The 23776-nt window shown below is 59.5% G+C and carries 19 protein-coding genes and 1 pseudogene; 10 read left to right on the forward strand and 10 right to left on the reverse strand.

The window, feature by feature from the left end:
- Window positions 1–122: pseudogene (locus O9281_RS12720) on the forward strand (IS630 family transposase); the annotation flags it as partial.
- On the opposite strand, the gene O9281_RS12725 reads toward O9281_RS12720, so the two are convergent.
- The 5 genes from O9281_RS12725 to O9281_RS12745 all read right to left on the reverse strand — a co-directional run bounded on the left by O9281_RS12725 (window position 123) and on the right by O9281_RS12745 (window position 8216).
- Complete coding sequence (locus O9281_RS12725) at window positions 123–785, reverse strand: phage integrase SAM-like domain-containing protein (protein ID WP_298186474.1); 663 nt, start codon at window positions 783–785, stop codon at window positions 123–125.
- A 580-nt stretch (window positions 786–1365) separates the two neighbouring features.
- Window positions 1366–2265 (reverse strand): hypothetical protein, encoded by a 900-nt coding sequence (locus tag O9281_RS12730; protein ID WP_298186478.1) that lies wholly within the window; start codon window positions 2263–2265, stop codon window positions 1366–1368.
- A 55-nt stretch (window positions 2266–2320) separates the two neighbouring features.
- Window positions 2321–3574: a M14 family metallopeptidase gene (locus O9281_RS12735; protein WP_298186481.1), complete on the reverse strand. Its 1254-nt coding sequence runs from the start codon at window positions 3572–3574 to the stop codon at window positions 2321–2323.
- A gap of 1 nt (window position 3575) precedes the next feature.
- A complete protein-coding gene (locus O9281_RS12740; RefSeq protein ID WP_298186483.1) occupies window positions 3576–6626 on the reverse strand; it encodes a TonB-dependent receptor in 3051 nt (1016 codons plus the stop codon).
- 210 nt (window positions 6627–6836) lie between these two features.
- Window positions 6837–8216, reverse strand: coding sequence for a dicarboxylate/amino acid:cation symporter (locus O9281_RS12745; protein ID WP_298186486.1), 1380 nt, complete (start codon window positions 8214–8216; stop codon window positions 6837–6839).
- Between the two features lie 459 nt (window positions 8217–8675).
- Here O9281_RS12745 and O9281_RS12750 point away from each other — a divergent pair, with 459 nt between their 5' ends.
- The 3 genes from O9281_RS12750 to O9281_RS12760 are packed head-to-tail and all read left to right on the forward strand — an operon-like array spanning window position 8676 to window position 11831.
- A complete protein-coding gene (locus tag O9281_RS12750; protein ID WP_298186490.1) occupies window positions 8676–10211 on the forward strand; it encodes an ATP-binding protein in 1536 nt (511 codons plus the stop codon).
- Window positions 10208–11533, forward strand: coding sequence for a sigma-54 dependent transcriptional regulator (locus O9281_RS12755; RefSeq protein ID WP_298186495.1), 1326 nt, complete (start codon window positions 10208–10210; stop codon window positions 11531–11533). The genes O9281_RS12750 and O9281_RS12755 overlap by 4 nt, the downstream gene beginning before the upstream one ends.
- A gap of 16 nt (window positions 11534–11549) precedes the next feature.
- Window positions 11550–11831 carry a hypothetical protein gene (locus O9281_RS12760; RefSeq protein WP_298186498.1) on the forward strand — a complete coding sequence of 94 codons (282 nt, stop codon included), beginning with the start codon at window positions 11550–11552 and terminating at the stop codon, window positions 11829–11831.
- A 78-nt stretch (window positions 11832–11909) separates the two neighbouring features.
- On the opposite strand, the gene O9281_RS12765 is transcribed toward O9281_RS12760, so the two are convergent.
- Window positions 11910–12479 (reverse strand): TetR/AcrR family transcriptional regulator, encoded by a 570-nt coding sequence (locus tag O9281_RS12765; RefSeq protein ID WP_298186501.1) that lies wholly within the window; start codon window positions 12477–12479, stop codon window positions 11910–11912.
- A gap of 96 nt (window positions 12480–12575) precedes the next feature.
- Here O9281_RS12765 and O9281_RS12770 point away from each other — a divergent pair, with 96 nt between their 5' ends.
- Window positions 12576–13601, forward strand: a complete 1026-nt coding sequence (locus tag O9281_RS12770) for an aldehyde reductase (RefSeq protein ID WP_298186503.1) — start codon at window positions 12576–12578, stop codon at window positions 13599–13601.
- A 405-nt stretch (window positions 13602–14006) separates the two neighbouring features.
- Here the strand turns inward: O9281_RS12770 and O9281_RS14655 are convergent, their stop codons facing one another.
- Both O9281_RS14655 and O9281_RS12775 read right to left on the reverse strand, forming a co-directional pair.
- On the reverse strand, window positions 14007–14366 hold the full coding sequence (locus O9281_RS14655; protein WP_363321459.1) for a DoxX family protein: 360 nt from the start codon (window positions 14364–14366) through the stop codon (window positions 14007–14009).
- A 3-nt stretch (window positions 14367–14369) separates the two neighbouring features.
- Window positions 14370–14909: an HXXEE domain-containing protein gene (locus tag O9281_RS12775; RefSeq protein ID WP_298186505.1), complete on the reverse strand. Its 540-nt coding sequence runs from the start codon at window positions 14907–14909 to the stop codon at window positions 14370–14372.
- A 92-nt stretch (window positions 14910–15001) separates the two neighbouring features.
- Here O9281_RS12775 and O9281_RS12780 point away from each other — a divergent pair, with 92 nt between their 5' ends.
- From O9281_RS12780 to O9281_RS12790, 3 genes are all read left to right on the forward strand, one after another.
- Entirely contained in the window at window positions 15002–15640 is a 639-nt protein-coding gene (locus O9281_RS12780) for a TetR/AcrR family transcriptional regulator (protein WP_298186508.1), read from the forward strand.
- A gap of 760 nt (window positions 15641–16400) precedes the next feature.
- A complete protein-coding gene (locus O9281_RS12785; RefSeq protein WP_298186511.1) occupies window positions 16401–18662 on the forward strand; it encodes a TonB-dependent receptor in 2262 nt (753 codons plus the stop codon).
- A gap of 109 nt (window positions 18663–18771) precedes the next feature.
- Complete coding sequence (locus O9281_RS12790; protein WP_298186514.1) at window positions 18772–20067, forward strand: MFS transporter; 1296 nt, start codon at window positions 18772–18774, stop codon at window positions 20065–20067.
- A gap of 263 nt (window positions 20068–20330) precedes the next feature.
- Here O9281_RS12790 and O9281_RS12795 read toward each other — a convergent pair whose 3' ends face one another.
- Both O9281_RS12795 and O9281_RS12800 read right to left on the reverse strand, forming a co-directional pair.
- A complete protein-coding gene (locus O9281_RS12795; RefSeq protein WP_298186517.1) occupies window positions 20331–20990 on the reverse strand; it encodes an RraA family protein in 660 nt (219 codons plus the stop codon).
- A 5-nt stretch (window positions 20991–20995) separates the two neighbouring features.
- Window positions 20996–21655 (reverse strand): RraA family protein, encoded by a 660-nt coding sequence (locus O9281_RS12800; protein ID WP_298186519.1) that lies wholly within the window; start codon window positions 21653–21655, stop codon window positions 20996–20998.
- 366 nt (window positions 21656–22021) lie between these two features.
- Here O9281_RS12800 and O9281_RS12805 point away from each other — a divergent pair, with 366 nt between their 5' ends.
- Both O9281_RS12805 and O9281_RS12810 read left to right on the forward strand, forming a co-directional pair.
- Window positions 22022–23104, forward strand: a complete 1083-nt coding sequence (locus tag O9281_RS12805; RefSeq protein ID WP_298186522.1) for an amidohydrolase family protein — start codon at window positions 22022–22024, stop codon at window positions 23102–23104.
- A 17-nt stretch (window positions 23105–23121) separates the two neighbouring features.
- Complete coding sequence (locus tag O9281_RS12810; protein ID WP_298186524.1) at window positions 23122–23736, forward strand: 4-hydroxy-4-methyl-2-oxoglutarate aldolase; 615 nt, start codon at window positions 23122–23124, stop codon at window positions 23734–23736.
- Window positions 23737–23776: the final 40 nt, after the last annotated feature.

A 23776-nucleotide genomic window follows, 5' to 3' on the forward strand; every position in this document is an offset into this window, starting at 1 on the left:
ACCGCATCTTCAAATCCTACGACGACATCGTCGATCACTGCTGCTTCGCCTGGAACAGGCTCGTCGAGCAACCATGGCGCATCATGTCCATCGGCCTGCGCCAATGGGCGCACAGGTTCTGATCAACGAGTCTTGGTATAATCCCTGAGCATCATTCGGTCCCGCCTGACAGCTCCGTTCTCGACCTTCACGAATTCCCGCAGCTGTCGGGTCAACTTCTGCCAATCCTTGGCATCAAAGTGCGGGCGGCTGGAAGCAACACCGTTGACCTTGGGGAAGCGGGGCAGCTCCTTGATGTACCCTTCCTCGATACACCATTGCAGGAAGTGCTTGAGGTCCGTGTAGGTCCGTTTGATCGTATTAGGTGAGAGCGTGCCCTTCTTGGTCAGGGCGATCTGCTCATCAACCACCTTCGACAGCAGCGAGGTCGAGAGGTCATCAAAGCTCTTCCGTTCAAGGAATGGCTTGAGCCGCTTCAGCAGCAGAATTTTGTAGTGGGTGGAAAGCTTGTGCGGTTGGGCTTCCAGCCGATCAATGTATGCCTGAATTGCTGGTCCCATCCGCTTTGCAGGGGGAGCCTCGCCAGTAAGCGATTTGACCAGAAGCTGGTTGTAGAGGTCATCAGCGAACTTGAACGCCTTGTGTTCATCGCCTGTGCCTGTGCTGCGATTCACATAGCCCGAGCCATTCGGCACCTTCACACGGCAAAGCCAGGTCGGTTTTTTGAAGTCTGCTCGCTGGTAGAGATAGATCAAGCCATCACGGAACGTCTTGGATTCCGTCACTGCTCCCTTTGGAGCTTTCTTGGCGACCTTGGCTGGCTTTGCAGCTGACGCAGATTCTTTGAGACCCGATTTTCCCAAAATCCGACTACCCCCCGACGAATCCGAACACGATCCGAAGATGGTTGATTTTTGGATTTTGGAAAACGGCTATTTTCTAAACCGCTGTTTTCACTAGGAAAACTGGAGCGGGCGAAGGGATTCGAACCCTCGACCCCAACCTTGGCAAGATTCAGAGCGATGATATTTTATTTGCAAATCATGTGGTTATTTTAACCCCCGAAAATCCGAACACGATCCGAACATTTTCAGCGCAATTTGCTCAGAAGGCCTCGTGTTCAATGTTTTAGCGGCATCCACCATGTCGAACGATGCCGCCACTCGTGAACGTGTGTCCGGGTTTATCGAAAAGTGCGGAGCGACAGCTTTGCTACCCTCATCACGGTCATAGCGGATCTGCGATGCGGCAGGCATTGGCCTGACCATCGGCCCAGGCAAGAACGGCCGGGGCAAAAACCGCCGGGGCGCCAGCTTCCGGCTTGAATGCGCGGATCGCTGAACCGGGAAGCCTGGCGATTGCAGCCTATTTCCCGCCCGCCCCTGTCAGGTAGGGAACGGCGAAAGGTGCCATTCCGCCGTTGTCGTGCCCGATCCCCTCAGCGTAAGCGATGCGCCAGCGCAGCGGCACCGTCTTGCCTACGCGCTCCTGGGCTGCCGCCAGGAAGCCGTGGCCGCGGGCAAACCGGGTCAGGCCCTGCCGATCGGCTTGCTGGTTCTTGCGCAGGCTCGGATGATTGCGGTCATTGTCCGCCGTCCCGAGCAGGATCGTGAGCGGTCGCTGAAAGGCCTTCTCCGGCACGACCAGCCCGGCGACATCGCCGCCCCAGCCGTAGGGGAAGGCGGCATCGGTCGGCATGGTGTACCAGCCCGAATTTGCCGCCACCGCAACCTCGAGGCGCGGCGCTTCGGCAAAGGCGACATAGCGGTGAACGAATTGCCCGCCCGCCGAGTGCCCATAGAGGGCATAGCCGCGCTGGTTTCCGGCGATCCGGCAGACGATCTCATCAAACAGCGGCTCGATCGCGCTGAACGACCAGAGTTCGCGCGGAACCCGCTGGCCGCGCTGGTCGATGATATTGCCCAGATTGTAGGATTCGGTGGTCGGAAAATCCTTCCGGCCGAAGGTCGGGACAACGATCACGAGATTGTGCTGCTCGGCCAGGTCACGCCATTCGTCGCGGTAGCGGTCGCCGTCGCGCTGGACGCCATGCATGACGAACAGGATCCGGCTGCCCGCGCCGGCAGCCTTCGGCTTGTGGACATGGACCGGCAGTTTCGGCCCAGACCAGCCGGCGAACTCGATCCGTGACGAACCCGGTGCCAAGGGTTCGCACGCCCGCGCCCAGCCGGGCGCGGCGGCCAGACCGATCCCGGTGACCGCCAGCAGCGCAGCAAACCGTCCGAACCTTCCAGCGCTCTTCATGAACCTACTCCATCAAACCACAGTTTCGCGCCAAGCGCGCTGCACACAGCCTGAACTAAGGACGCAACCCCTCTGCGAGCATCAGCTCGAGCGCAGGGACCAGCCCCTGGGCGAGGCCCTCGGCAGCCCCGCGCACCGCTGCGGGATCGGACTCGTCGCCCGCTTCGTAAGTGTAGGCCGGGATGCCGTAAGTGGCGTTGAACCAGTTCTTGGTTGTTCCGGTACCAGGGTTGGCATCGCGCGGATCGATCGTGAACGGATAGCCGGCGAAGGCCTCTTCCTTGCCGCCCAGCCAGGCGGCGAGGAAGGCCTTGCCCTGGGCACTTGCTTCGGCGCCCTGGACATAGACCGTGTTGCGGCGGGTCGAATGAAAATCGAGCATGAGCACGGGCCGGACCCCCGCCGGGAGCTTCGCGAGCCAATCGCCGACAGCGCGGGTTTCGGGCTGCTTGAACTGGCCCCAATCCCGGTTGAGGTCCACGCCGCCAAGGTTCGCCCGCCAATGGCCGCGCGCAACGCCGTCGGGGTTGAGCAGCGGAACGATCAGGAACTGGAAGCGCGTGCGATCGATCCCGCGGGACCGGACCAGCCTGGCAATGGCCGTGGAAAAGGCGTCCATTGCCATGGCCCCGGTGACTTCCGGCGGATGCTGCCGGCCCAGCAGGACGACCAGATGAGGGGCATCCGCATTGCCAAGCCGCACGGCCTCGACCGGTCGGCCATCGTGCGAATGGCCCAGGACCTGCCGATGGCCGCCGCCGTCTGTCACAAGCTGCTTCAGCGCCCTGTCATAGTGCGCCGCCGTGACCAGCGGCTGTCCGCTGACCACCCCTTCCCCCGGCGGGAGGGTGATCGTCGCCGCGCTGCCATCCGCCGCGACCGCGACCGACAGCGCGGCAGGATCCCCGCGCCCCCGCCACTTGGGCGCATAGCGATGACGCGCGCCGATATAGCGCAGGTTCACGGTCAGCCTGCCGCCCTCGGCAGTGCGATAGCGGAAGGCATACCAGGGACTGGGATTGATCGGCGGCTGATGTTCGGGAGTGATCAGGATCGAGACCGTCCGGTCATCCTCGACATGGCAGGCCGAACGGGACGCACCTTCGAAATCGAAATGGATGCTGCCCTGCGCGGTCCGGCATCCGGATAGCGTCGGCCTGGGGGTGGAAGCCGCATGGGACGGGGACGACTGCGCCAGCGCCGCCGTCCCCATCCCGATTGCCCCCATCCCGGCCAGCGCCCCTACGGCCGATGCCCCCAGCGCAGCTGCGGCGGCGAGCCCGCGCCAGTGCCAGACCCGCCGCTTCACGTCAGAACTTCTTGCGCAGTTCGATGTGGAACACCCTGCCGCGCGCCGTGTAGAGTTCGCTGAAGAAGCCATAGGTCTCGTCCGCGAGCGGCGGGTTCTTGTTGAACAGGTTGTTCACCGCAAACCGCAGCCGGGTCCCGTTGAGCGGGGTCTTGTTCTTGATGGTATAGGCGATCGACAGGTTGGTGATGAACTGGTCGTCGACCCGGTAGTAGTTGGCATTGGGGTCGTTCGAAACCAGCAGGACGTCGCGCACCACGCTGGTGTCCCACACCTTGCCGGTATACTGGCCGAACAGGCCGATCTCGACCGGGCCGCTTTCCCAGTTGATCGACCCGCTCATGCGCCACTTCGGGCGACCCTCGATCTCGAGCAGTTCGCCCAACCCGCCAACCGTCACGTCGGCCGGCAGCTTGCCCGCCGCGATCCCGGCCAGCAGTTCCTCGCCATCGGCGCCCGCGCTCTGGACGAAGCTCGACAGCCGGGCCGCATTCGCCCGCAGGCGGAACTTGCCCAGCCCGAAGTCCGGGACGTTGTAAGTGAGACCGAAGTCCCAACCCTTCGAAATGCGGCTGTCGAGGTTCAGGTAGGGGTCGAGCACCCGGATGATCGCGCCCGCGGGAGCAAGGCCGGTGCCGGTGAACAGCGCAATGTCATCGGCCGTGGGCGTGGCGCGGATGACATTGGGGTTAGTGCTGCCGCTGAGGCGGCGCAGCAGGTCCAGCGCGATCGCGTTGTCATCGCCGAAGGTGCCCACCAGCCCGGTCTGCTTGACCCGCCAGAAGTCGGCCGTGAGGGTCAGGCCGGGGATGAATTCCGGCTCGAGCACGACCCCGAGATTGATACTTTCGCTATCCTCGGGCTTGAGGCTCTTCGCGCCCGAACGGAAGCTGATGACCCCGGCTCCGGGACAGGCGTCGAGGCTGGCCAGCAGGCCCTTGGCAACGCGCGCCTGGCAAATCACGAAGTCGTCGCGGGTGTTGGACCGGGTCGTGCCATCGTCGTTCACCTGCACCAGGTTCGGTGCGCGGAAGCCCTGCGACCAGGCTCCGCGGAAGGTGACCCCTGGCAGCGTGGTCCACGATGCGGCTACGCGCGGGACGACGGCCGTCGCCTTAATATCCTCGAAGCGCTCGATCCGACCGGCCAGCTGGACATTGAACGCCTCGACCAGCGGGACGTTCATTTCCGGGCTGACCACCGGCACGAACAGTTCGGCGAAGGCCGAATAGACGTTGCGGGTGCCATCGGTGTCCGGCGACGGGCTGGTGCCCGCCACGTCGCTGCCGTTGAACACGCCGGTCACGCTGTCCGTGAAGGTGATCGTGCCGTCGAGCCGCGGATCGCGATCGTCGAAGAAGGTCTCGCGCCGCCATTCGATACCGCCGGCAATGCCCAGGTTGCCGCCCGGCAGCGAGAGCAGATCGTCGCGGCTGACCTTGAAGTCCGCCAGGGCCAGGCTGGTCCCGCCCTTGCGGCTCACGTTGATGCGGAAGGTATCGATCACGGATGTCGGGTTGGGCGTGCAGTCGCCCTGGCCCGGATCGTCGAGACAGCCGCCGTTGAAGGGGTTGTAGGCATCCGGCGTGGTCCGGTTGATCGACTGCTGCATCGCGGTCAGCGACACGCGGTTGGTTTCGAGATCGGTTACCCGTGCTTCCGAATAGACGAAGCCGGTGTCGAAATTCCAGGCACCGAAATTGCCCTTCAGCCCCGCGACAAGCCGGAACGAATCCTTGTCGACAAACACGTCGCGGTTGCCCGCATCAACGAAACGATAGCGCTCCATGATGATGTCCGCGCCTTCAACGGGGATGGTGGTCCCGGGCAGGCGCTGGGGATTGGGCTGGCCGTTGCGCGTGGTCGGGCCGAACGGGTTGTAATAGGCATTGCGCGAAATGCCGACCGGCACCGCACTCAGGATCGCCGAGGCATCGTTCTTGCGGGCGTTCTCCGAGCGATAGTAGCTGCCTTCGAAGTAGGCTTCGAGATTGTCGGTCAGTTCATAGTTGAACAAGGCCATCGCATTGTAGCGGTCCTTGCGGCTGATCAGCGTGTTGCCGAAGATCGTGTTGTAGCGCACGGCGGTTGTCGGCGTTTCGCCATTGCGTGCGCAAATCCCGTTGCCGAAGCTCATGCGGCAGCCGGTGAAGGTGCTCGGCTGCAGGTAGAAATCGTCATCGAGGATCGGAGTGCGGTTCGTCGGTGCCTGGATGTCGAACTGGCCGAAGGGGCCGAAGGTGTTGCGATTGTTGAACGAGGCATCGTTCTCGAACGGCGTTCCGACCAGCAAGGGCAGCTTGTTATCGTCACGCGAATAGTCGCGCGCGGATGCATCGAGCCCGTTCTCGTGGAAATAGCCGCCGTAGAGGGTCAGGTTGCCGCGGCCACCACCGAAATCGAAGCCGAAGCCCCCGCTGACACTGACACTGTACAGGCTGGTGCCATCCGAGGCGCGCCAGTCGGTTTCGAGGAAGCCGCCTTTGAGATTGCCCTTGAGCACGGTGTTGATCACGCCTGCGACGGCATCGGCCCCGTAGACGGCCGAAGCCCCGTCGCGCAGCACCTCGATCCGCCGCACGCTGCCGGGAGCAATCTCGTTGGTATCCGGGCTGACCACCGGTACCAGCAGCTCGGTCTGGAAACCGGGGTGCAGGTTCATGCGCCGACCGTTGACCAGCAGCAGGGTGTTGCCCGTCCCCAGATCACGCAGGTTGACCGATCCGACGTCGCCGCGAACGTTGTTCTGGGTGGTCGCGTTCTGCTCGTTGAAGGCAATGGTCCCCGACTGCGGGATGGCGCGAAACAGTTCATCGCCCGATGAGGCGCCGGTATTCTCGACCTGCTGCTCATCCACGACCGTGACCGGAAGGACGTCATTGATCTGCGCGCCCTGGATCTGCGAACCAATGACCAGAATAGCCGGCTCGGCCGGTTCGGCTGTCTCGGTGGATTGTGGCGCACCGGTCGCCGGGTCGACTGCCGCCTGCGCATGCGCCATGGTTGCGGTCATCATTCCGGTGCTGCCGAGCAACGCCAGCTTGAACAACATGTTGGTCACCATAGCTCTTACTCCCTGTTTTCAATCGTCCGTTTGCCTGCTTGGGCGTTTGACTTGCTACCAGCTCATGCGCGAATGCCGGTGTGACCACAAGCCGAGAGCCCACCGCGCACGAAACGTGCTGGTGGTCGCTCTTGATTTCGTCACCTGGGTCTTTGGCTCGCGCATGTCCGGTAAATGATGCCCCTTCAATGATGATGATCAGTCGGGATCCTGCTCGCCGGGACGGAGACCGGCGGGCGGATCGATTGGTGGCCCAGCCTCGCCCAACGGGCGGCCAGGGCCGCCGGTTCCGGCCAGTACGGCCGCCAGGCGGTCCTGGTCGAGCGCACCTTCCCAGCGGGCAACGACCACGGTGGCGACGGCATTGCCAATGAAGTTGGTAAGGGCACGACATTCGCTCATGAAGCGATCGATGCCCAGGATCAGTGCCATTCCCGCAAGCGGCACCGAAGGTACGATCGACAAGGTTGCGGCAAGGGTGATGAAGCCCGCACCGGTTACCCCGGCCGCCCCTTTCGAGCTGATCATCGCGACTGCCAGGAGAGCAAGCTGTTCGCCGATGCTGAGTTCGATCCCCGTAGCCTGGGCGATGAACAGCGCGGCAAGGGTCATGTAGATGTTGGTGCCATCAAGGTTGAACGAATAGCCAGTCGGCACAACCAGGCCGACCACGGCCTTGGCACAGCCGGCATTTTCCATCTTCTCGATCAGCGGCGGGAGCGCGGCTTCCGAGGAGGAAGTGCCAAGCACAAGCAGCAGCTCAGCCTTAAGGTACCGGATCAGGGCAAGGATCGAAAAACCGTTGAGGCGCGCAATCAGGCCCAGCACCACCAGCACAAAGAGCGCCGAGGTGATGTAGAAAGTGGCAATCAGCGTTCCCAGCGAAGCGAGCGTGCCGATCCCGTACTTGCCGATGGTGAAAGCCATGGCCCCAAAAGCCCCGATCGGCGCAAACCGCATCAGGATCGAAACCAGCTTGAAGACGACCAGCGAGATGCTTTCGAGCAGGCGGGTGACCGGTTCGCCCGGCGCGCCAACCAGCGCCAGCGCCACCCCGAACAGGATCGCGACAAGCAGCACCTGGAGGATCGAACCGTCGGTCAGCGCCGAAAGGGTCGTGGTGGGAATGATGTCGAGCAGGAACTTGACGATGCTCGCCTCTTCGGCCTTGCCCGCATAGTCCTTGACCGCGCCGGCATCGAGCGTGGCCGGGTCGATGTTCATCCCGGCGCCCGGTTGCACGATATTGGCAACGACCAGGCCGACGATCAGCGCGAAGGTCGATACCGTGATGAAATAGGCAAAGGCCTTGCCCGCCACCCGGCCGATCTCGCCCACATGGCGCATCCCGGCAATGCCGGTGACGATGGTCAGGAAGATCACCGGGGCGATGATCATCTTGACCAGCTTGATGAAGGCATCGCCGAGCGGCTGGAGCGCTACCCCCGCTTCGGGCCAGAAGTAGCCGACCCCAATCCCCGCCGCGATCGCCACCAGGACTTGGGCATAGAGGTGCTGGAACCATGCCGTGCGCTTGGGCTGCGGCCCTGCAGCAGCGGGAACGGAAATCGATGCCATGCCCTCGGTCGCCCTCTTCCCCACCGTCGTTCGGTTTGCAGCCTTTGCTGGCCGTAGAGAGACAGGATAAGGCCAAAGCATGCCCGGACAACGAGAATCGTCTTTGTTCGATCGTTAAGCAATTTCAGTATTTTATGGTAAGTCCGTGATTGATAATTCTGGCTTTCCGGACATTTCGCTTGCTATTATTCCGGATTTCCAGAAAGTGAAGCCACGCCCAGAACTTGCCAATTCCGGCGAGCATTCGCCACTGACGGACCTTGCGCAACCAGGTGGAGGACCGATGAGCCGTAAGCCTTGGCCGATTAAGGATGCGGCGTTCGTCCAGCTTGGCGAACGGTGTCGTCCATCGGCTTTTGCCCGCCCATGAACCTGAACGGGAAGCCCGCCGGGACGACTCTGCTGCGGCATCGGCACCTGATGCTGATCCTTGGGTGCGGAGCAATTCTGGTGGCAGCCATGACGCTGCCCCTGATCGAGCGCACCATGCGGGCCTCCGCCCTCGACGAGGCGCAGCGTGCGGCCAGCAATGAAGCAGCGATCCTGGCCGCTGGCCTGGAAAGCGAGCTCGACAAGTTCAGCCTCGTGCCGCTGGTGCTCGCCCGCGACCCGCAGGTGCAATCGCTGCTCAGCGGGAACCCGACCGAGCAGGCGGCGCTCAACCAGCGGCTGGAACAGCTTGCCAGGCAAACCGGCGCCGCGGCGATTTACCTCATGGATCGCGAGGGGCTGACCCTGGCCGCCAGCAACTGGAACCGGCCCGACAGCTTTGTCGGCTCCACTTACCGCTTCCGCGACTATTTTCGCAAAGGGCTTGCCGATGGGGTCGCCAGCCAGTTTGCGCTGGGCACGGTCAGTCGGCGGCCAGGCCTGTTCATCACCCGCCGGGTCGATGGCCCGTCCGGCGCCATCGGCGTAGTGGCGATCAAGGTGGAATTCGACAAGCTTGAGGCCAGCTGGGCGAACACAACATCCGGAGTCTATGCCAGTGACCCCTCCGGCGTGATCCTCGTGACCAGCCGGCCAGCCTGGCGCTTTCGCAAGATGCAGCCGGGGGCAGCGGGCGAACCGGGGCATAATGGCCGAACATCGGCGCTGATCGACAGTCGCCACCCGGTGGCACCCTTCGATTGGGAACTGCATCTGCTGTCCGATCCATCACCCGCGCTGGCGGCGGCCAAGGCGAACGCGCGCCTGCTGTTCTTTGTGCTCCTGGTGCTCATAATCGCGGCGATCGCCGCAGTGGTTGTCGGTATTCGCCGACGCGAGGCACGAGCGGAAAGAATGCTGAACGAGCGGACCGCCCGCCTGCGCGACCAGCTTCAGCAAGCCAACCGGCTGGCCACCCTCGGCCAGATCACGGCCGGCGTTGGCCATGAAATCCGTCAGCCGGTATCGGCCATCCGGATCCTGGCCGAGACTGGCGTGCGCCTGGGTCAGCGCGGCGCGCATGACGAAGCTCGCGAGAATTTCGCGCGCATCGCGGCGCTCACCGACCGGATCGGCACGATTACCGACGAACTGCGGCGCTTCAGCCGAAGAGGGGATCGGGCCCGGCGTGATGTCGCGCTGCGGCAGTTGATCGACGGCGCGCTGCTGCTCTTGCGCGACCGGATTTCCCACCTTGGCATCCACCTCGTTCTGCCACCGGATGCGGCGCTGGAGCGGGTGGTTCGCGGCGAACATGTCGGGCTGGAACAGGTGCTGGTCAACCTGCTGCAGAATGCGATCGATGCGACTGGGCAGTCAGGCCGGGTCACTATCGCGGTCGATGCGCTGGAACGCGAAGTCCGGCTGTCGGTAACCGATGACGGGCCAGGGATTTCGGCAGAGCAGCGCGCAAACCTGTTCCAGCCCTTCGCCACGACCAAGGCCGAGGGACTCGGTCTCGGGCTGGTCATTTCGCAAGACATCATGCGCGGACTGGGGGGCGATCTGGTCGCTGAAGCAGTGCCCACCGGCGCGCGGTTCACCATGGTGATCCCATGCCCATGAGCGACAACCCCTCGCTTTGCGTTTTCCTGATCGAGGATGACGAGGCCCTTGGACCGGCCGTTGCCCAGGCATTGCAGCTGGAAGGCATGACGGTATCGCTGTTCGATCGGGCCGAGGCAGCAATCGCGGCACTGCCCGATGACTTCCCCGGCGTGGTGGTCACCGATGTGCGCCTGCCCGGGATGGATGGCCTGGCCCTGTTCGCGCAGCTGCGGGAACGGGATGCCGACTTGCCGGTCATTCTCACCACCGGCCATGGCGATGTCGAAATGGCCGTTGCCGCGATCAAGCGGGGCGCGGCTGACTTTCTGACCAAACCCTATGCATCCGAGGCGCTGATCCGCGCGATTGCCAGCGCTGCGGAGCGCAGGCGGCTGGTGCTCGAGAATCGCAGGCTGCGGGATGCTCTGCTGGCCAAGGCCCAGGGCAAGTTCATCGGTTCATCGGAGTTTGCGGTTCGGCTGCGCGGGATGCTGTCAGCCATCGCCCAGGCCGAAGTGGACCTGGTAGTCGAAGGCAGTGCCGGCACCGGGAAGACATTCGTGGCCCAGTTGATCCATGAGCTTGGCCCCCGCCAAAGCCGCCCGTTCGTGCCGGTCGATGCGGGTGTGCTCACTCATCAGGATGCCGATCTGCTGCTGTTCGGGCGAGAGCCCGGTGGAAACGGACTGTCGCGAACGGGGCTGATCGAGCGCGCCAACGGTGGCACATTACTGCTCGATCAGGTGGAGGCCGCCAGCCCCACGCTGCAGGCCCGGCTGCTCTCGGTGCTTGAAACGCGATCCATCCTGCCGGCCGGGGCCGAGCGATCCCGCAAGTTGAATCTCTGCGTAGTGGTGACACGCCAACTGCACGGCGGCACCGACCGGACCGAGGATGGCCGGAGCCCGTTCTTCGAGCGACTCGGCGCGGTCCGGCTGGCGCTGCCGCCCCTGGCCGCGCGGCGCGAGGACATCGGCGCCCTGTTCCGGCATTTTCTCTCCCGCTACGAAACGGAACTGGGGGTGCCACATCGCGCGCTGACCGATGGTGTCTGGCGCCACCTGCAGACTCACGGCTGGCCCGGCAATGTGCGCGAACTGGAAGCATTCGCACGAACCTGGGCGATCGGCCTCAGCCTGCCGGAAAACGAGGCCCAGCTCACAACGAGTGGGCAGCCGCTGCACCTGGCCGTGGCAGAGTTTGAAAGGACAGTCATTGAAAGCGCGCTGCGCGCGGCCGGCGGCAATATCGCCAGGCTCGAACAGTCCCTCGGCACCCCCCGCAAGACGCTCTACGACAAATTGCACCGCTACGGTTTGCGCCCGAGGGATTTCCGTTAGGAGCAGTATTCCGATCTTGCGCGAAACCGGGCGGCAGCGCCGTCACCACGGCAAGCCAGGGACGACAATGCGCCCGAGGTTCCACCCAGATACTGCAGCTTGGAAAACTGGAGCGGGCGAAGGGATTCGAACCCTCGACCCCAACCTTGGCAAGATTCGGGTCGATGCAATTTTGTCTTTAGATCAGATTGTTATTTTCCCTTCGGACAATCCGAACACGATCCGAAGATTGCCCCGTTACGCGATCTGCTCGCCCGTGAGCTTCAAATTCTTCATGCAAAACGCCCAGCTTCATTAGCTTCAATCCTGCCAGAAATCTCTAATTCTAGATGGCCACATTTATTGAGATAGGGCCGCCAATGCACCGCTGCCAAAATTAGGCCAATATAGCCGAGACCAGCCGTCTCAAATCCATTTCAAGCTCTTCTTTGCTTCTAGCCTGTTCGCTGATCCCAATTGAGGCGCAGAAAATAAGCCGGGCATCGTCTCGAGGCGTGCAGGTTCCGGCTGCTTGCAGGGCTGCAAAGATGGCATCCTCGATTGCCCTATCCACTGCGTTAAAAAGTTGCCCAAATTCATGTCTGCGCGTGTCGAGCAACTCTAATCTATGAGGGCTTCCAATAGCCGCATCAAATGCTCGCCCGTGTTTCGCCATCAGCGCATTGGATATGCGGTCAGCCAGGCTCCCTTTTTCATCAAGGGCAGTGAGGACGCCAGATTGCATCTCGTTTGCCAATCGCGATGCCATTGCTGAAAAAACTGCCATTTTATCTGGGAAGTACGCGTAAAGGGTTGCCTTAGAGACAGAACTCGCCGTCGCAATCGCTTCCATCGTGGCCGATCTCAGGCCAACCCTGGCAAACAAGCTCTCGGCTGCGTCGAGAATACGATCGCGCCTTGCCATTTTCGCGCGGGCTATCGGTTTTGGGCTATCTTCGCGGGTCATAACCTCTTGATAGGTTCCTGCCTTGACATCTGCAACCAGCTAAACAATCGTATCATACGATAATCGTTCAAAACGTATGATTCTTAGGATGCCGCTATGCAAGAACGAGTACTGGTCACGGGAGCTAACGGCTTTATTGCCTCGCACATCACCAAGCTGCTGTTGGAGCACGGGTTTGCCGTTCGGGGTACGGTGCGTAATCCTCTGAAGGCAGATACGATTGGCTTTCTTAAAGCGTTGCCAGGTGCCAGCAATCTAGAGCTTGTTTCGGCAAACTTGAACGATGAAGGCGCTTTTTCAGATTACACCGCAGACGTGGATTATGTGATCCACACTGCGAGCCCGTTTGTTATCGACGTTGAAAACGTTGAGCGTGATCTGGTCAAGCCTGCGGTGCGCGGCACCGTCTCGGCGTTGGAGGCTACAGCCAAGTCTAGCCGCGTTAAGCGGGTTGTTCTAACCTCTTCGATGGCAGCGATCACCGATGCGCCGGATAGCAGGGTGCTGACCGAAGCGGATTGGAATGAGAAATCTTCTGTAACCCGCAACCCTTACTATTATTCCAAGACGCAAGCTGAACGTGCCGCCTGGGCTTTTACGAAGGCAAACAGGACTGGCTTTGATCTAGTCGTCATAAATCCCTTCATGGTTGCTGGCCCCTCGCTAAGCACCGGCGTCAGCACATCCAATCAGCTCTTCATTGACGTCGCCAATGGTCAGTATCCTGCCTTGATGGCACTCAACTGGGGCTTTGTTGATGTTCGAGAGGTGGCTGATGCCCATGTTCGCGCAATGAAGGCTCCAAATGCCAAAGGGCGCTACATCTGCTCTGCGGGCAATATGGATATGCACCAAATCACGAATATCATGAGGTCGGTGGGCGTGCGGGGAAAGCTTCCATCATTCGACATGAGCGGACGCATTGGGACCGCAACGATGAAGCTTCTCTCACATTTTCAGCCGAGTGGCATAGGAAGCTACCTCAGAACGCATCTCGGAGGCATTCCGCGGTTTGATAATAGCAAAATCCAGCGCGATCTGGGCATAGAGTTTCGTGACGTTGAAGAGACCATTTATGATACCGTGCACGACCTCATCGAATGGGGGCATTTGTCTACTTGAATGTCCAGCTTCATCATCGCCCACCCCCTTCAGGGATGCCGAATTTCTGTTCTAAAATTCGCCATAGGCACCCGCAACCGGCCAGAAGCTGCATGCCGCCTGCCAAACAATGAGATCCAAACATGCCTGCCGTCATAATATGGTGTTCCAATTGGAACGCTGGCGCTCTGTGTTCGAAGCCAAGTTTTCTTATCCCCCAGCTAAGGGATTTGGGGTGCTAGGGATTGCTCGAACCGCGCTCTGAGCTTTACGGATGAGTTGGCTCAGACGACCCATGGTTATGTCCGCTTTCAGGCTTTCAAGTCCGCAACCGCACAGTCCGGTTACGACAACTTTAGGGACGCTTGAGGTCAGGGTCAGGTCAAATAAAAGCGGCCATAAGGTCGGTATTCACCCAGGAATGGCCTAATCCCGCCGCAACAAGGCAACTGCACCGCAGGCAATGGTAAGGACGAGAGCGGGGACCGCGCTTCCTCCGATGATTGCCAAGTGCGTACCCACGGCCCCCACCATCAGAAGGGCAAGGCAGGAAGCGGCTAGAGGGACAAGGCGGGGTATAAGAAGCCCAATCGCGCCCGCAAGCTCTGCAAAACCAATCGCTACGCGAAGCCATTGGCCAGTGCCAAGCGCCTCCACTGTCGCCACTGGCACCGGATCGGCCACAAATTTGCGATAGGCCGTGATCGTAAAAACTACCGCCAGTGGCAGCTGGAGCGCCCAGGCCAGTCGCAGACGCCAGGGGTGAGATTGAGGCAGCCGCGTCATGAGTCAGGTTGCCTTGATGTTTGCTGAGCGCGCCGAAGCCAGAGTCCAGGTCCATGTCAAGAGTGTCGTTACCAGCAGCACAACCGGCCCGACATACTCGAATGCCCAGAACAACACGCCGCCCGCGATGAACAGCATTCCGAGCTGCTGCCTACTCACCAACCCTTCGGCCAGCGCGGCGCGCACAATGATGTAGTTAGCCGGTAAGTACAGCGCAATTGCGGTGATCAGCCCTGGGCTGAAGTCGGCGAAGACCAGTGTCCCCCCCAGATGGAATATCGCATTGTGAACCTGCGTCGCCATGAGGAACAGGATCGCCATGCATGCACTAATCCGGGTGCGCATAGTGGCGTGAAGCAGGAGGTAGACCAGCGCTATCGAAATCAGCACCACCAACACTGCTTCGGTTGTAAGAGCATTATTGTCGGGAAAGTACTTCACGCGCCATGCACGGAAGTTGAAGACAACATGCTCCTCGCCATGGTGGATCGCATAGGCGAGCGGGGCTAGCAGCAAGGCTGTTGCAAAGGGCAGACGGGGCATCGTGCAAATCCGTTTCTCAGAGACACCGGAGCATAGAATAGCCGCCCTTATTCGACTATCTAGTCAATTAGCTTGGAGTTATACTCTGCTCCATGCCTGGCATTCCCAATTATCGTGGCTTGCGCCGCACGCCCAACCGCAAGGCATTACTCGATGCTGCCGAAGAACTTTTCGGACGGAACGGGTTCGGCGCGGTTTCGGTGGACGACATTGTGGCCCGGGCTGGGGTCGCCAAGGGCACTTTTTACAATCATTTCGCCAGCAAAGAGGATATCGCTGGAAAGCTGGCGCTTGATATCCGCTTCGAAGTGCGCGACCGCATCTCTCTGATCAAGCCGACCAGCTCCGACCCTGCAATTCACCTCGCGATCGCGGCGACACTGTTTCTCGATCTTGCGCGGACAAAGCCCCGGCGCGCCTGGATATTGGCCAACCTACTGGGCGAAGCGACCGATGTTCAAGCCGCAATGAACGAGCCAGTCCGCCAGACGCTGGCGGCCGGCATGGCGCAAGGCCGGTTCAGAAGCGCCTCGCCGGAGGTCGCGCTGGTCGTCGTGTTGGGGATCGTCGCAGCGGGCATCCGCCATATTGTTGAAAGGCCGCCGCCCGATCCCCAAGCATTTAGTGTGACGCTGACCGCTCATCTATTGGGCGCGCTCGGGCTTCCTAATCACGAAGTGCAGGCCATTCTCGCTGCGCCCGTGGTTGCGGCAATCAGGGCGGGCGCGTGAGGAAATTGCTCTGACGGGTACGAAAGCCCCAGATGCCGGCGGCCGAAACATATGCACCGCCGCCGCAATTGAAAACTGATTGCCACCCAAAATGTTCAATGTCTGCAATCGCACTGCAGGTACATTAAAGCATGCAATCAGGAATCGCCAAATTCTGAGGCATTGCCCCAATCCAATCCGACCGCCGATAGCGGCCGTCAGCTCGGCACATAAGCTAGCTGAACGGGTGGCTGCTTTCGGGAAGTAAAGGTGTCAACGCTAAGGTCGACTTTGTTAGCTAGATCTGCAGATTTTAATGGCCCGATTGGACGGGATGACAGGTGTGGTGCCGCGCTGGGCCATCTACGCGCAGCATCTCCCGCGTGTCGCGGGGCAGGAGTGGCTCAATCCGCGACCACTGCTCATCCGAAAACCAAAAGAAATCCGCTGTCCATCGCGCCTCCTCACCGGAGAACAATGAAATACATCCAGGGCGCAATCAGGAATCCTGCTTATGGGTCCGGACCCTAGCATATTTCCCGACGACGGAAGCCTCATCCACGCACCGAAACTCGAATTTCAAACTCCAATTTAGACCCTCCCCATTTCATCAGGAACAAAAATTTGCCGCACAGACCTGTCACATTTGATCGCCTTGAGCATCCTAATTAATTCACTTGATCAAATTAGAAGGGGTAGATAGACAAAGAATCACAAATGGGAGCTGAGCGAAATAGGCCGGCACCATTAGGCAGATAAAGACCTGGAGAGGGGAGTAGGTATGACCAAATCATCCATCAAAAAGACATTGTGGCTATCGGCTGCAGCTTCGGCTTATGCCCTCAGCGCTTCGCATGCGCTTGCAGAGCAAGCAGCGAATGGCGACCCAGCAGCGGATTCAGAGGAAATCATCGTTACCGCTCTGAAGCAGAACACCCGACTGCTGGAAACACCCGCGTCCGTGACCGTGCTCGACTCCGAGGCTGTCACTAAGGGTAACATCACCAGCGCCATGCAGGTTGAATCGGTTGTTCCAGGCCTTGTCCTTGGCCAGGGCGCTTCGAACACGGGTAGCCCGTTTATACGTGGACTGGGCACCAATTCCCCAATCTTCAGCATCGAGCTGTCGATCCCGATGTATTATGATGGTGTCTATTACGGTCGCGGGCAAGATCTAAACGCGCCAATTTACGACCTTGCATCAGTGCAAGTAATTAGCGGCACGCAATCTACTATGCTGGGCAAGAATTCCAGCTTAGGCGCGATCAGCTACACCAACAACCGCCCCGAAAAGGAGGCACATTTCGGAATAAACGCTTCGCATAGCTTCGAAATCGGTCAGAACCAGGCAACCGGTTACCTGAACCTTCCGCTCAGCGATAACGTTCAGGCTCGCGGCGCCTTCTTCCTGTCAAATGAAGACGGCTACTATACCAATAGCTTCTCGGGCGAGCCCGAAGTGCGCGGCAGAGACCTCTCGGGCCGTATGTCGATCGCCTATCAGCCCAGCGATGCATTGTCCCTGACCCTGATATATCAGCACGATGACCGAAAGCTTGATGGACAGGCATTTGAAGTTCTCAAAGATCCATCGGGTAGGCTTGCTGCACGTGCAACATCAATTGGACAGATCGGGTTCAGCGGAACAGTAGATGACATTGTCTCGATAGGATCGGAAGCTATGGGAGCGTCGACCCGCGGGCCGTCTGCATTTAACTACTCGAATGTTGACCGTCTGACCGGCATTGCCGACCTGCAGCTTGGCGACCATACATTAACCGCGCAGACGGCCTACGCTGACACCCGGATCGCCCGTAACAACGATCTCGACTTCACCGCTGGCAATCTGTTCAACTTGCAGGAAGACGAGAAGAACAGAACAGTTTCGCAAGAAATTCGCCTGGCTTCTCCTGCAGGAAAGCCGCTTAGCTATTTGCTCGGCCTGTACTATTTCGACAATGACTTCCAGATGCGCCGCCTGATTTCAGGCTCCGCGACCTCGCCGGCAATCTTCCCATTAAACGGGGCAGCTGATTCGCTGCTGGTTATCAACACGACCACCCTCTCAGCTTTTGGCTCGCTCTCGTATGAGGTTTCACCTCAGCTGAAGCTTACCGCCGGTGGGCGTTACACCCACGAAACCAAGGACATCACGTTCAAGCGTTCAGGCACCGGTACTTTCGGCACTGTGGCGTTTCCGGCAGTGGCTCCCTATGCCGTCAAGCAGACTGTTGACCCCTTCGACTACAACCTGCTGGTTGAATTCAAGCCCACGAACGGGATCATGCTTTACGGTTCATACGGAAAGGGCAGCAAGAGCGGCGGTTATCAGGATGCGCCAACTACCGCTCTGGGTGGTGAATACTCGCCTGAAGCAGCCTACACTACCGAACTGGGCGTGAAGGCCGATTTTAGTCGGGGCACCTATGTCACCGCTGCGCTCTATCACACCAAAGTGAAGAGCTACCAGACGGCTTTCACCGGAGAAGCAAACGGCATTTCCCAAACCTTGATCGGGAATACGGACATCCGCTCGCAGGGCTTTGAGATGACAGCGGGTATCAAGCCTTCCGCAGGCTTAAGCCTGACTGGGTCCGTCGTCTATGCTGATGCCGAATTCACGGCCCTGCCCGGCGGCACAGCGGCGATCGCAAATCCTGGCGACGAGCTTATCCGCGCACCGAAATGGAACGGTAGCGTCGCAGCTGATTATGAGACCCCGGTAAATGACAATCTGACCCTCTTTGCAGGCGTCGACCTGCGCTTTTCCAGTAGCTACCTTCACCAGCTCGTGAAGATGCGCCCCGATGCGCCTGTTTCAGGCGCCTATCAGGTACTGGGTGCGCGGGCTGGTCTGCGCAGCGAAGCCGGATGGGAGCTTTCGGTCATCGGGACAAACCTGACGAACGATCGCTATATCAACTTTGCCACGCCAGTAAACTTCTCAACCTACCCGGGTCAGGCTGCTGTCGGCAACCAAGGCTACACCGGCAATCGCAACCGTCCGCGCGTGATTGCCCTACAGTTCAAGTACGCAATGTAATCCAAATACTCCCCGGGCCTATAGGCCCGGGGATTAGTCCATCGGCGTCAGGCTTTCGGACGAGGAAGACGCAGCGCAGTGTGTTGATAACAGCAGTGAGAGTGCCACGATGAATACCGCGGAACGCGAAGCTACACCGGCCCGCGCCTGGTTTGCCTTGGCATTGCTTTCTGGACTTTATGTCCTTTCCTTCGTTGACCGCTTCATGTTGGCCCTGGTTATCGATCCGTTAAAACACGACCTCCAAATCAACGATCTCCAACTGGGGGTCTTGTTCGGGACAGCATTTGCAGTGTTTTACGGCGCAAGCTCTCTCCCTTTGGGAAGGCTGGCGGACACCTGGAACCGCAAGGCTCTGATTGTTAGCTGTGTTGTACTTTGGTCAGCCTGCACAGTGGCCTCGGCCTTCGCACAAAACTTCACCACACTAGCAATTATGCGCTTCGGATTGGCTATCGGCGAAGCCGCTTTAGTTCCCGCTGCGCTGAGCCTTATATCTGATCTTTTCCCTGAACGGCGTCGCATGCTGGCAGGAACAATCTTCTCAACTTGCGGTATGGCGGGTGCTGCCTCTGCCTATCTATTGGGAGCAGCCACCTTACGCTTGCTCGGCGACTACCTGTCTAGCGGCTCTGCATTTCCGGTATGGAGAGCAAGCCTGATTGCGGTCGGCTTGCCAGGAATCTTTTTGGCGGCTGCACTTGCGGTGTTGATCCGTGAACCAGAGCGTAGCCACCGGAACAATGCTCCGACTAGCTCCATGAAAGACCTGTGGCGCCATATCCGATCGGAAGGCTTCCTCTATCCAGGACTGTTCTTGGGCGCCGGCTTTATGCAACTGGTAGGCTATGCGATGATCGCATGGGGGCCAACTATGCTTCAACGTCAGTATGGGCTTAGCGCAGAAAGTGCCGGCTATGGTTTCGGAATAGCAAATTTCATTGCTGCAGTTGGCGGAACGCTAACCATTCCACTTGTGCTGCGATGGCTCGTGACTGCACGCAAGTTCAACCTCGCAACGGCCATGTTGGCAACGAACGCCCTATGCGGCACCTTTCTGATCAGCATCACCCCTATGCTGGAAAGCTCCACCGCTTTTCTTATCGCATTTGCGGCAGGTGGTTTTCTTCTTGCCGGGACAACCAACGCAATCCTTCTTTCCCTTCAGCCCATCATGCCGTCCACCATGCGGGCAACCCTGACTGCGGCAGCCTTGATTTGCGTAAGCAGCTTCGGCCTTGGCTTTGGCCCTCCTTTAGCCGCAGCTATTGCCGGAATGGGCGCCGATAAGGCGAGCGCGCTCGGCCTTGGCATTAGCGTTGTTGGGGTAGTGAGCTTGGTTGGTGCCGTTCTGTGCCTGACCGCAAGCAGGAAACGACTTGCTAAAAAGCTAGCTACAGTCTGAGGTCTTAATCGCCTGCATATATTTGGACTTATTTGCTGAAACACATTCATGCGTTTTTAGTCGACAAACCACCGTTACCGGAAGATCCAGAAGTCCGCCCTGAGAGAGTAACTGATCGCGGAAATGGTACTGGAGCAAATTCAAACCGCTGAAAGCCATGGCAGCGAAAGTGCATTTAAAAAAACACCCGGCCATGAGACCGGGTGTTTTTATTCGAACTTGGGCTAATCAACGCTCTTGCGCTATCTCACCTGAGATCAGCGTCAGTCTTTCACTCGCGTCTGTAAGCCATGATAGTTCAGTGATTTACGAGCTTCATCAAGCCGCATTCCGCTAGCCACCGCATCGCGAATGCGCTGCTCGATCGCCTCAATGCTTTCTGCTGCCTCGATCACATCGACAACGCAATCTGCCGGAATTGCAACGACGCCATCGGCATCGCCTACCAACCAATCACCTGGGTTCACGCGAACACCTGCGATCTGGATAGGGACATTATAGGCGTCGGCGGTGGTGCGATCCTTGCCGGTCCGCATCGTATTCGACCGAGCAAACACTGGATAACCCAGCTCAACGCAGCGGTCGCTGTCACGGCAAACACCGTCTATCACCGTGCCTGCGATCCCCTTCGAGTGTGCAACGAAGGTAAGGATGTCTCCCCACACAGTCTGGTCCATGATGCCCTTGTTGTCGATGGTGACGACAGCTCCTGCTGGTACGTCGTCGATGTAATCACCGACCACACCGCCAGTCAGCCCGACTGGCAACATCCGGATCGTGAAAGCCGGCCCTGCAAACCGCATCGTGCGGACAACGGGCATGATGCCGACAGCCTGTCCTTCGATCCCCAGCTTATCAAGGGCGTCAGAGATAGCCGTAATGCCCACGGCAGTGAGCCGACTAGAGAGTTGCTGATTGTCCATTACGGTCACTTGTCCTTGTTCTTGAGCATGTCCTCATAGTTCGCGCCCATGACCTCGGTAATGGGCCGTCCTGCATCGATATCTGCGGCCATCAGCTGCTCACGCGCGAAGATGTCTTCGGCGGTGCCGACGATGTCTTCCAGACGAGCGGCTGAAAGGAAGATCACGCCGCTGCCGTCCGCCATGACCCAGTCACCTGGCGAAACCACCAGTCCGGCAAAAGTAATGGGTTGTTCGAACGCGTGCTCGGCAACACGCCCGCGTGCTGTCACTGGAACAGCCGCACGAGCAAAAACTGGCAGGCCAAGATCCCGACTTTCATCGACATCACGCACAGCGCCATCAACGACCACCGCAGCAATGCCTCGCTTTACCGAGGCGCGGCTGAGCAACCCACCCCAGCCCGACACATCCAGTCGACCGCGATGCTCGACCACAAGGATGTCGCCGCTTTCCGATGCCGAAATAGCGCCTGCGCCCAAATGAACCTTGGGCAAATCGGGGATTGGCGCTCCAAGCTTGACCGTCCTGACTCGGCCAGCCACTCGCGCCGGAAGGGTCAGCGATTGGATACCCGTCACCGCACCTGACAGGCCCAGTTTGTCGAGAGCATCAGATACCGAAGGTGTGTCCAGCGCCAACAGGCGCGTCCTTAAATCGCTCATCGCTCCAACTCCCCACACAATGTATAATTTGCCGCATTGCGGCCGCAGCCGAAGCTTCTTCGCGCACCTTTGGCGCCAAGCCTTAGCTCACCCCGCCTGTCAACTTTTTTGATCGAAATGTCAATTTGAATACATTATTTTTTCCACGTGATGCATTTAGTGCAAAACACTGGTTGATGCCAAAACGCAGACTTCCGAACCGGATCGCAATTAACGCGCGCAGTTTGCAGAGCAGCGGAAGTGCTCAAAAATCCCCCACTCACTAAGTTGACCATTTGCGTCAATTAAGAATTGTAATTCACATCATATGCGGCATAAAGCAGGCAAGAAATTCAGCTATTAGCCTGCCAAGTGGGAGTTTTCAGAATGTACAATTCCAAGCCGGTCCTCGACATTCATGGTCACGTTAGCGCCCCAATGCACGGCACCACAGCTCTGGGCCTGATGCTCGCCGCCAATACCGACCTGGGATTTGATCCTCGCCAGTCACTGCCAGCCCTTGGCCTGACTGAGCAGAGCTGGGAACAGTCGGTAAAGGCGCACATTCACGACCTTGATATCCGCAGCATCGACGCGCAATTGATCGGCCCCCGCCCGTTCCTGATGCTCGGCTGGATGAACCAGCACGTGCTGGAAGGCTGGACCCGATTTGTGAACAACGCCATTGCCAAGCAGGTGGAAATGGCTCCTGATCGATTTGTCGGTGCCTGCCAGCTGCCGCAGAATGCCCACGACGGCGATCTTTCGGGAAGCGTTGCCGAACTGGACCGCTGCGTCAACGAACTCGGTTTCAAGGGCGTTTATCTCAGCCCGGACCCCACCGGTGATCGCAAGTCGCCGGGCATGGACACGGCTTACTGGTACCCCATCTACGAACGCTGCCAGCACTATGGCATTCCGATCGTCGTCCATGGCAGCAACTGCATGGACCCGCGCATCAAGTCGATCCCGCACAACTATCAGATCGGCTTTGTGTGGGAACAATACCTGGCCACGCAGCTGTTCAGCCATGGAGATGTTTTCGATCGCTTCCCCGACCTCAAGGTAGTCATCTGCCATTGCGGCGGCGCGCTGGACCGCTGGATCAAATCAGACCATCACCTGTCGCAGCGCGATACGACTGGAAACCTGTACTTCGATACCAACGCACCTGATCTCAACTTCCTGGAAGCGGCAATCAAGCAGCGCACACCAAAGCAGCTGTGCTTCGGCACGGAAGCACCGGGTTCGGGCCGTGCAGTTCGGCCAGAAACGGGGCGACCGGGCGACGATCTCGTTCCGGTAATTTCCAGCTTCGATTTCCTGAGCGAAGCCGACAAGCACATGATCTTCCATGAAAACCCGGCACATGTTTGCCCGGGCCTTGGCGAGCTCGGCGGCTGTGCTCATGGCAGTGCCACGTCCGGCGATCAGAAGAGCCTCGACGATCCCTTCGCCTTCGGCAAATGACCGAAAGAGGTGACTGCATGACCGATGACCTGATCAAATCGGCCCATGGTTTATCCTCGGCGACAATTCATGAAGCCGCAAAGCGGATCGGCGCCTTGCCGGGCGGCATCCGCCCAATAGACCGCTTCATGTACACTTGCGGCCGGGCCCTGCCCGTCCGCTGCCCGGCAGGAGACAACCTCTGGATTCACAAGGCGCTTGCCGTCAGCGAGCCGGGAGACGTGCTAGTCGTAGACTGCGGCAGCGACGGTGATCCCTATGGCTACTGGGGTGAAATCATGGCTACGGCCGCCATTGCGCGTAAAGCCGGGGGCTTGGTCATCACCGGCGGGGTCCGCGATAGCAACCGACTGATCGAAATGGGGCTGCCAACCTTCTCGGGAGGCATCACCATTCGCGGCACCGGCAAGGATGCCAGCAAGGATGGCGCGGTTGGTGAACCGGTGCGCATCGGCGAAATCGTCGTTCGCAAAGGTGACCTGGTAGTCGGGGATGCCGATGGCGTAGTCGTTATCCCCGCAGGGATTGCCCCTGAGATAGTCGCAGCGTCCCGCAAGCGCGATCAAGACGAAGTCGCCATCTTGGAAAAGCTTGCTGCCGGTGCGCTGACAATCGATGTCTACAAGTTCTGACTATTGATTGGCCGGAGCCACCTTGAAGTGGCTCCGGCAA

This window comes from Novosphingobium sp. (genome assembly GCF_027531025.1).
Taxonomy (GTDB): Bacteria; Pseudomonadota; Alphaproteobacteria; order Sphingomonadales; family Sphingomonadaceae; genus Novosphingobium.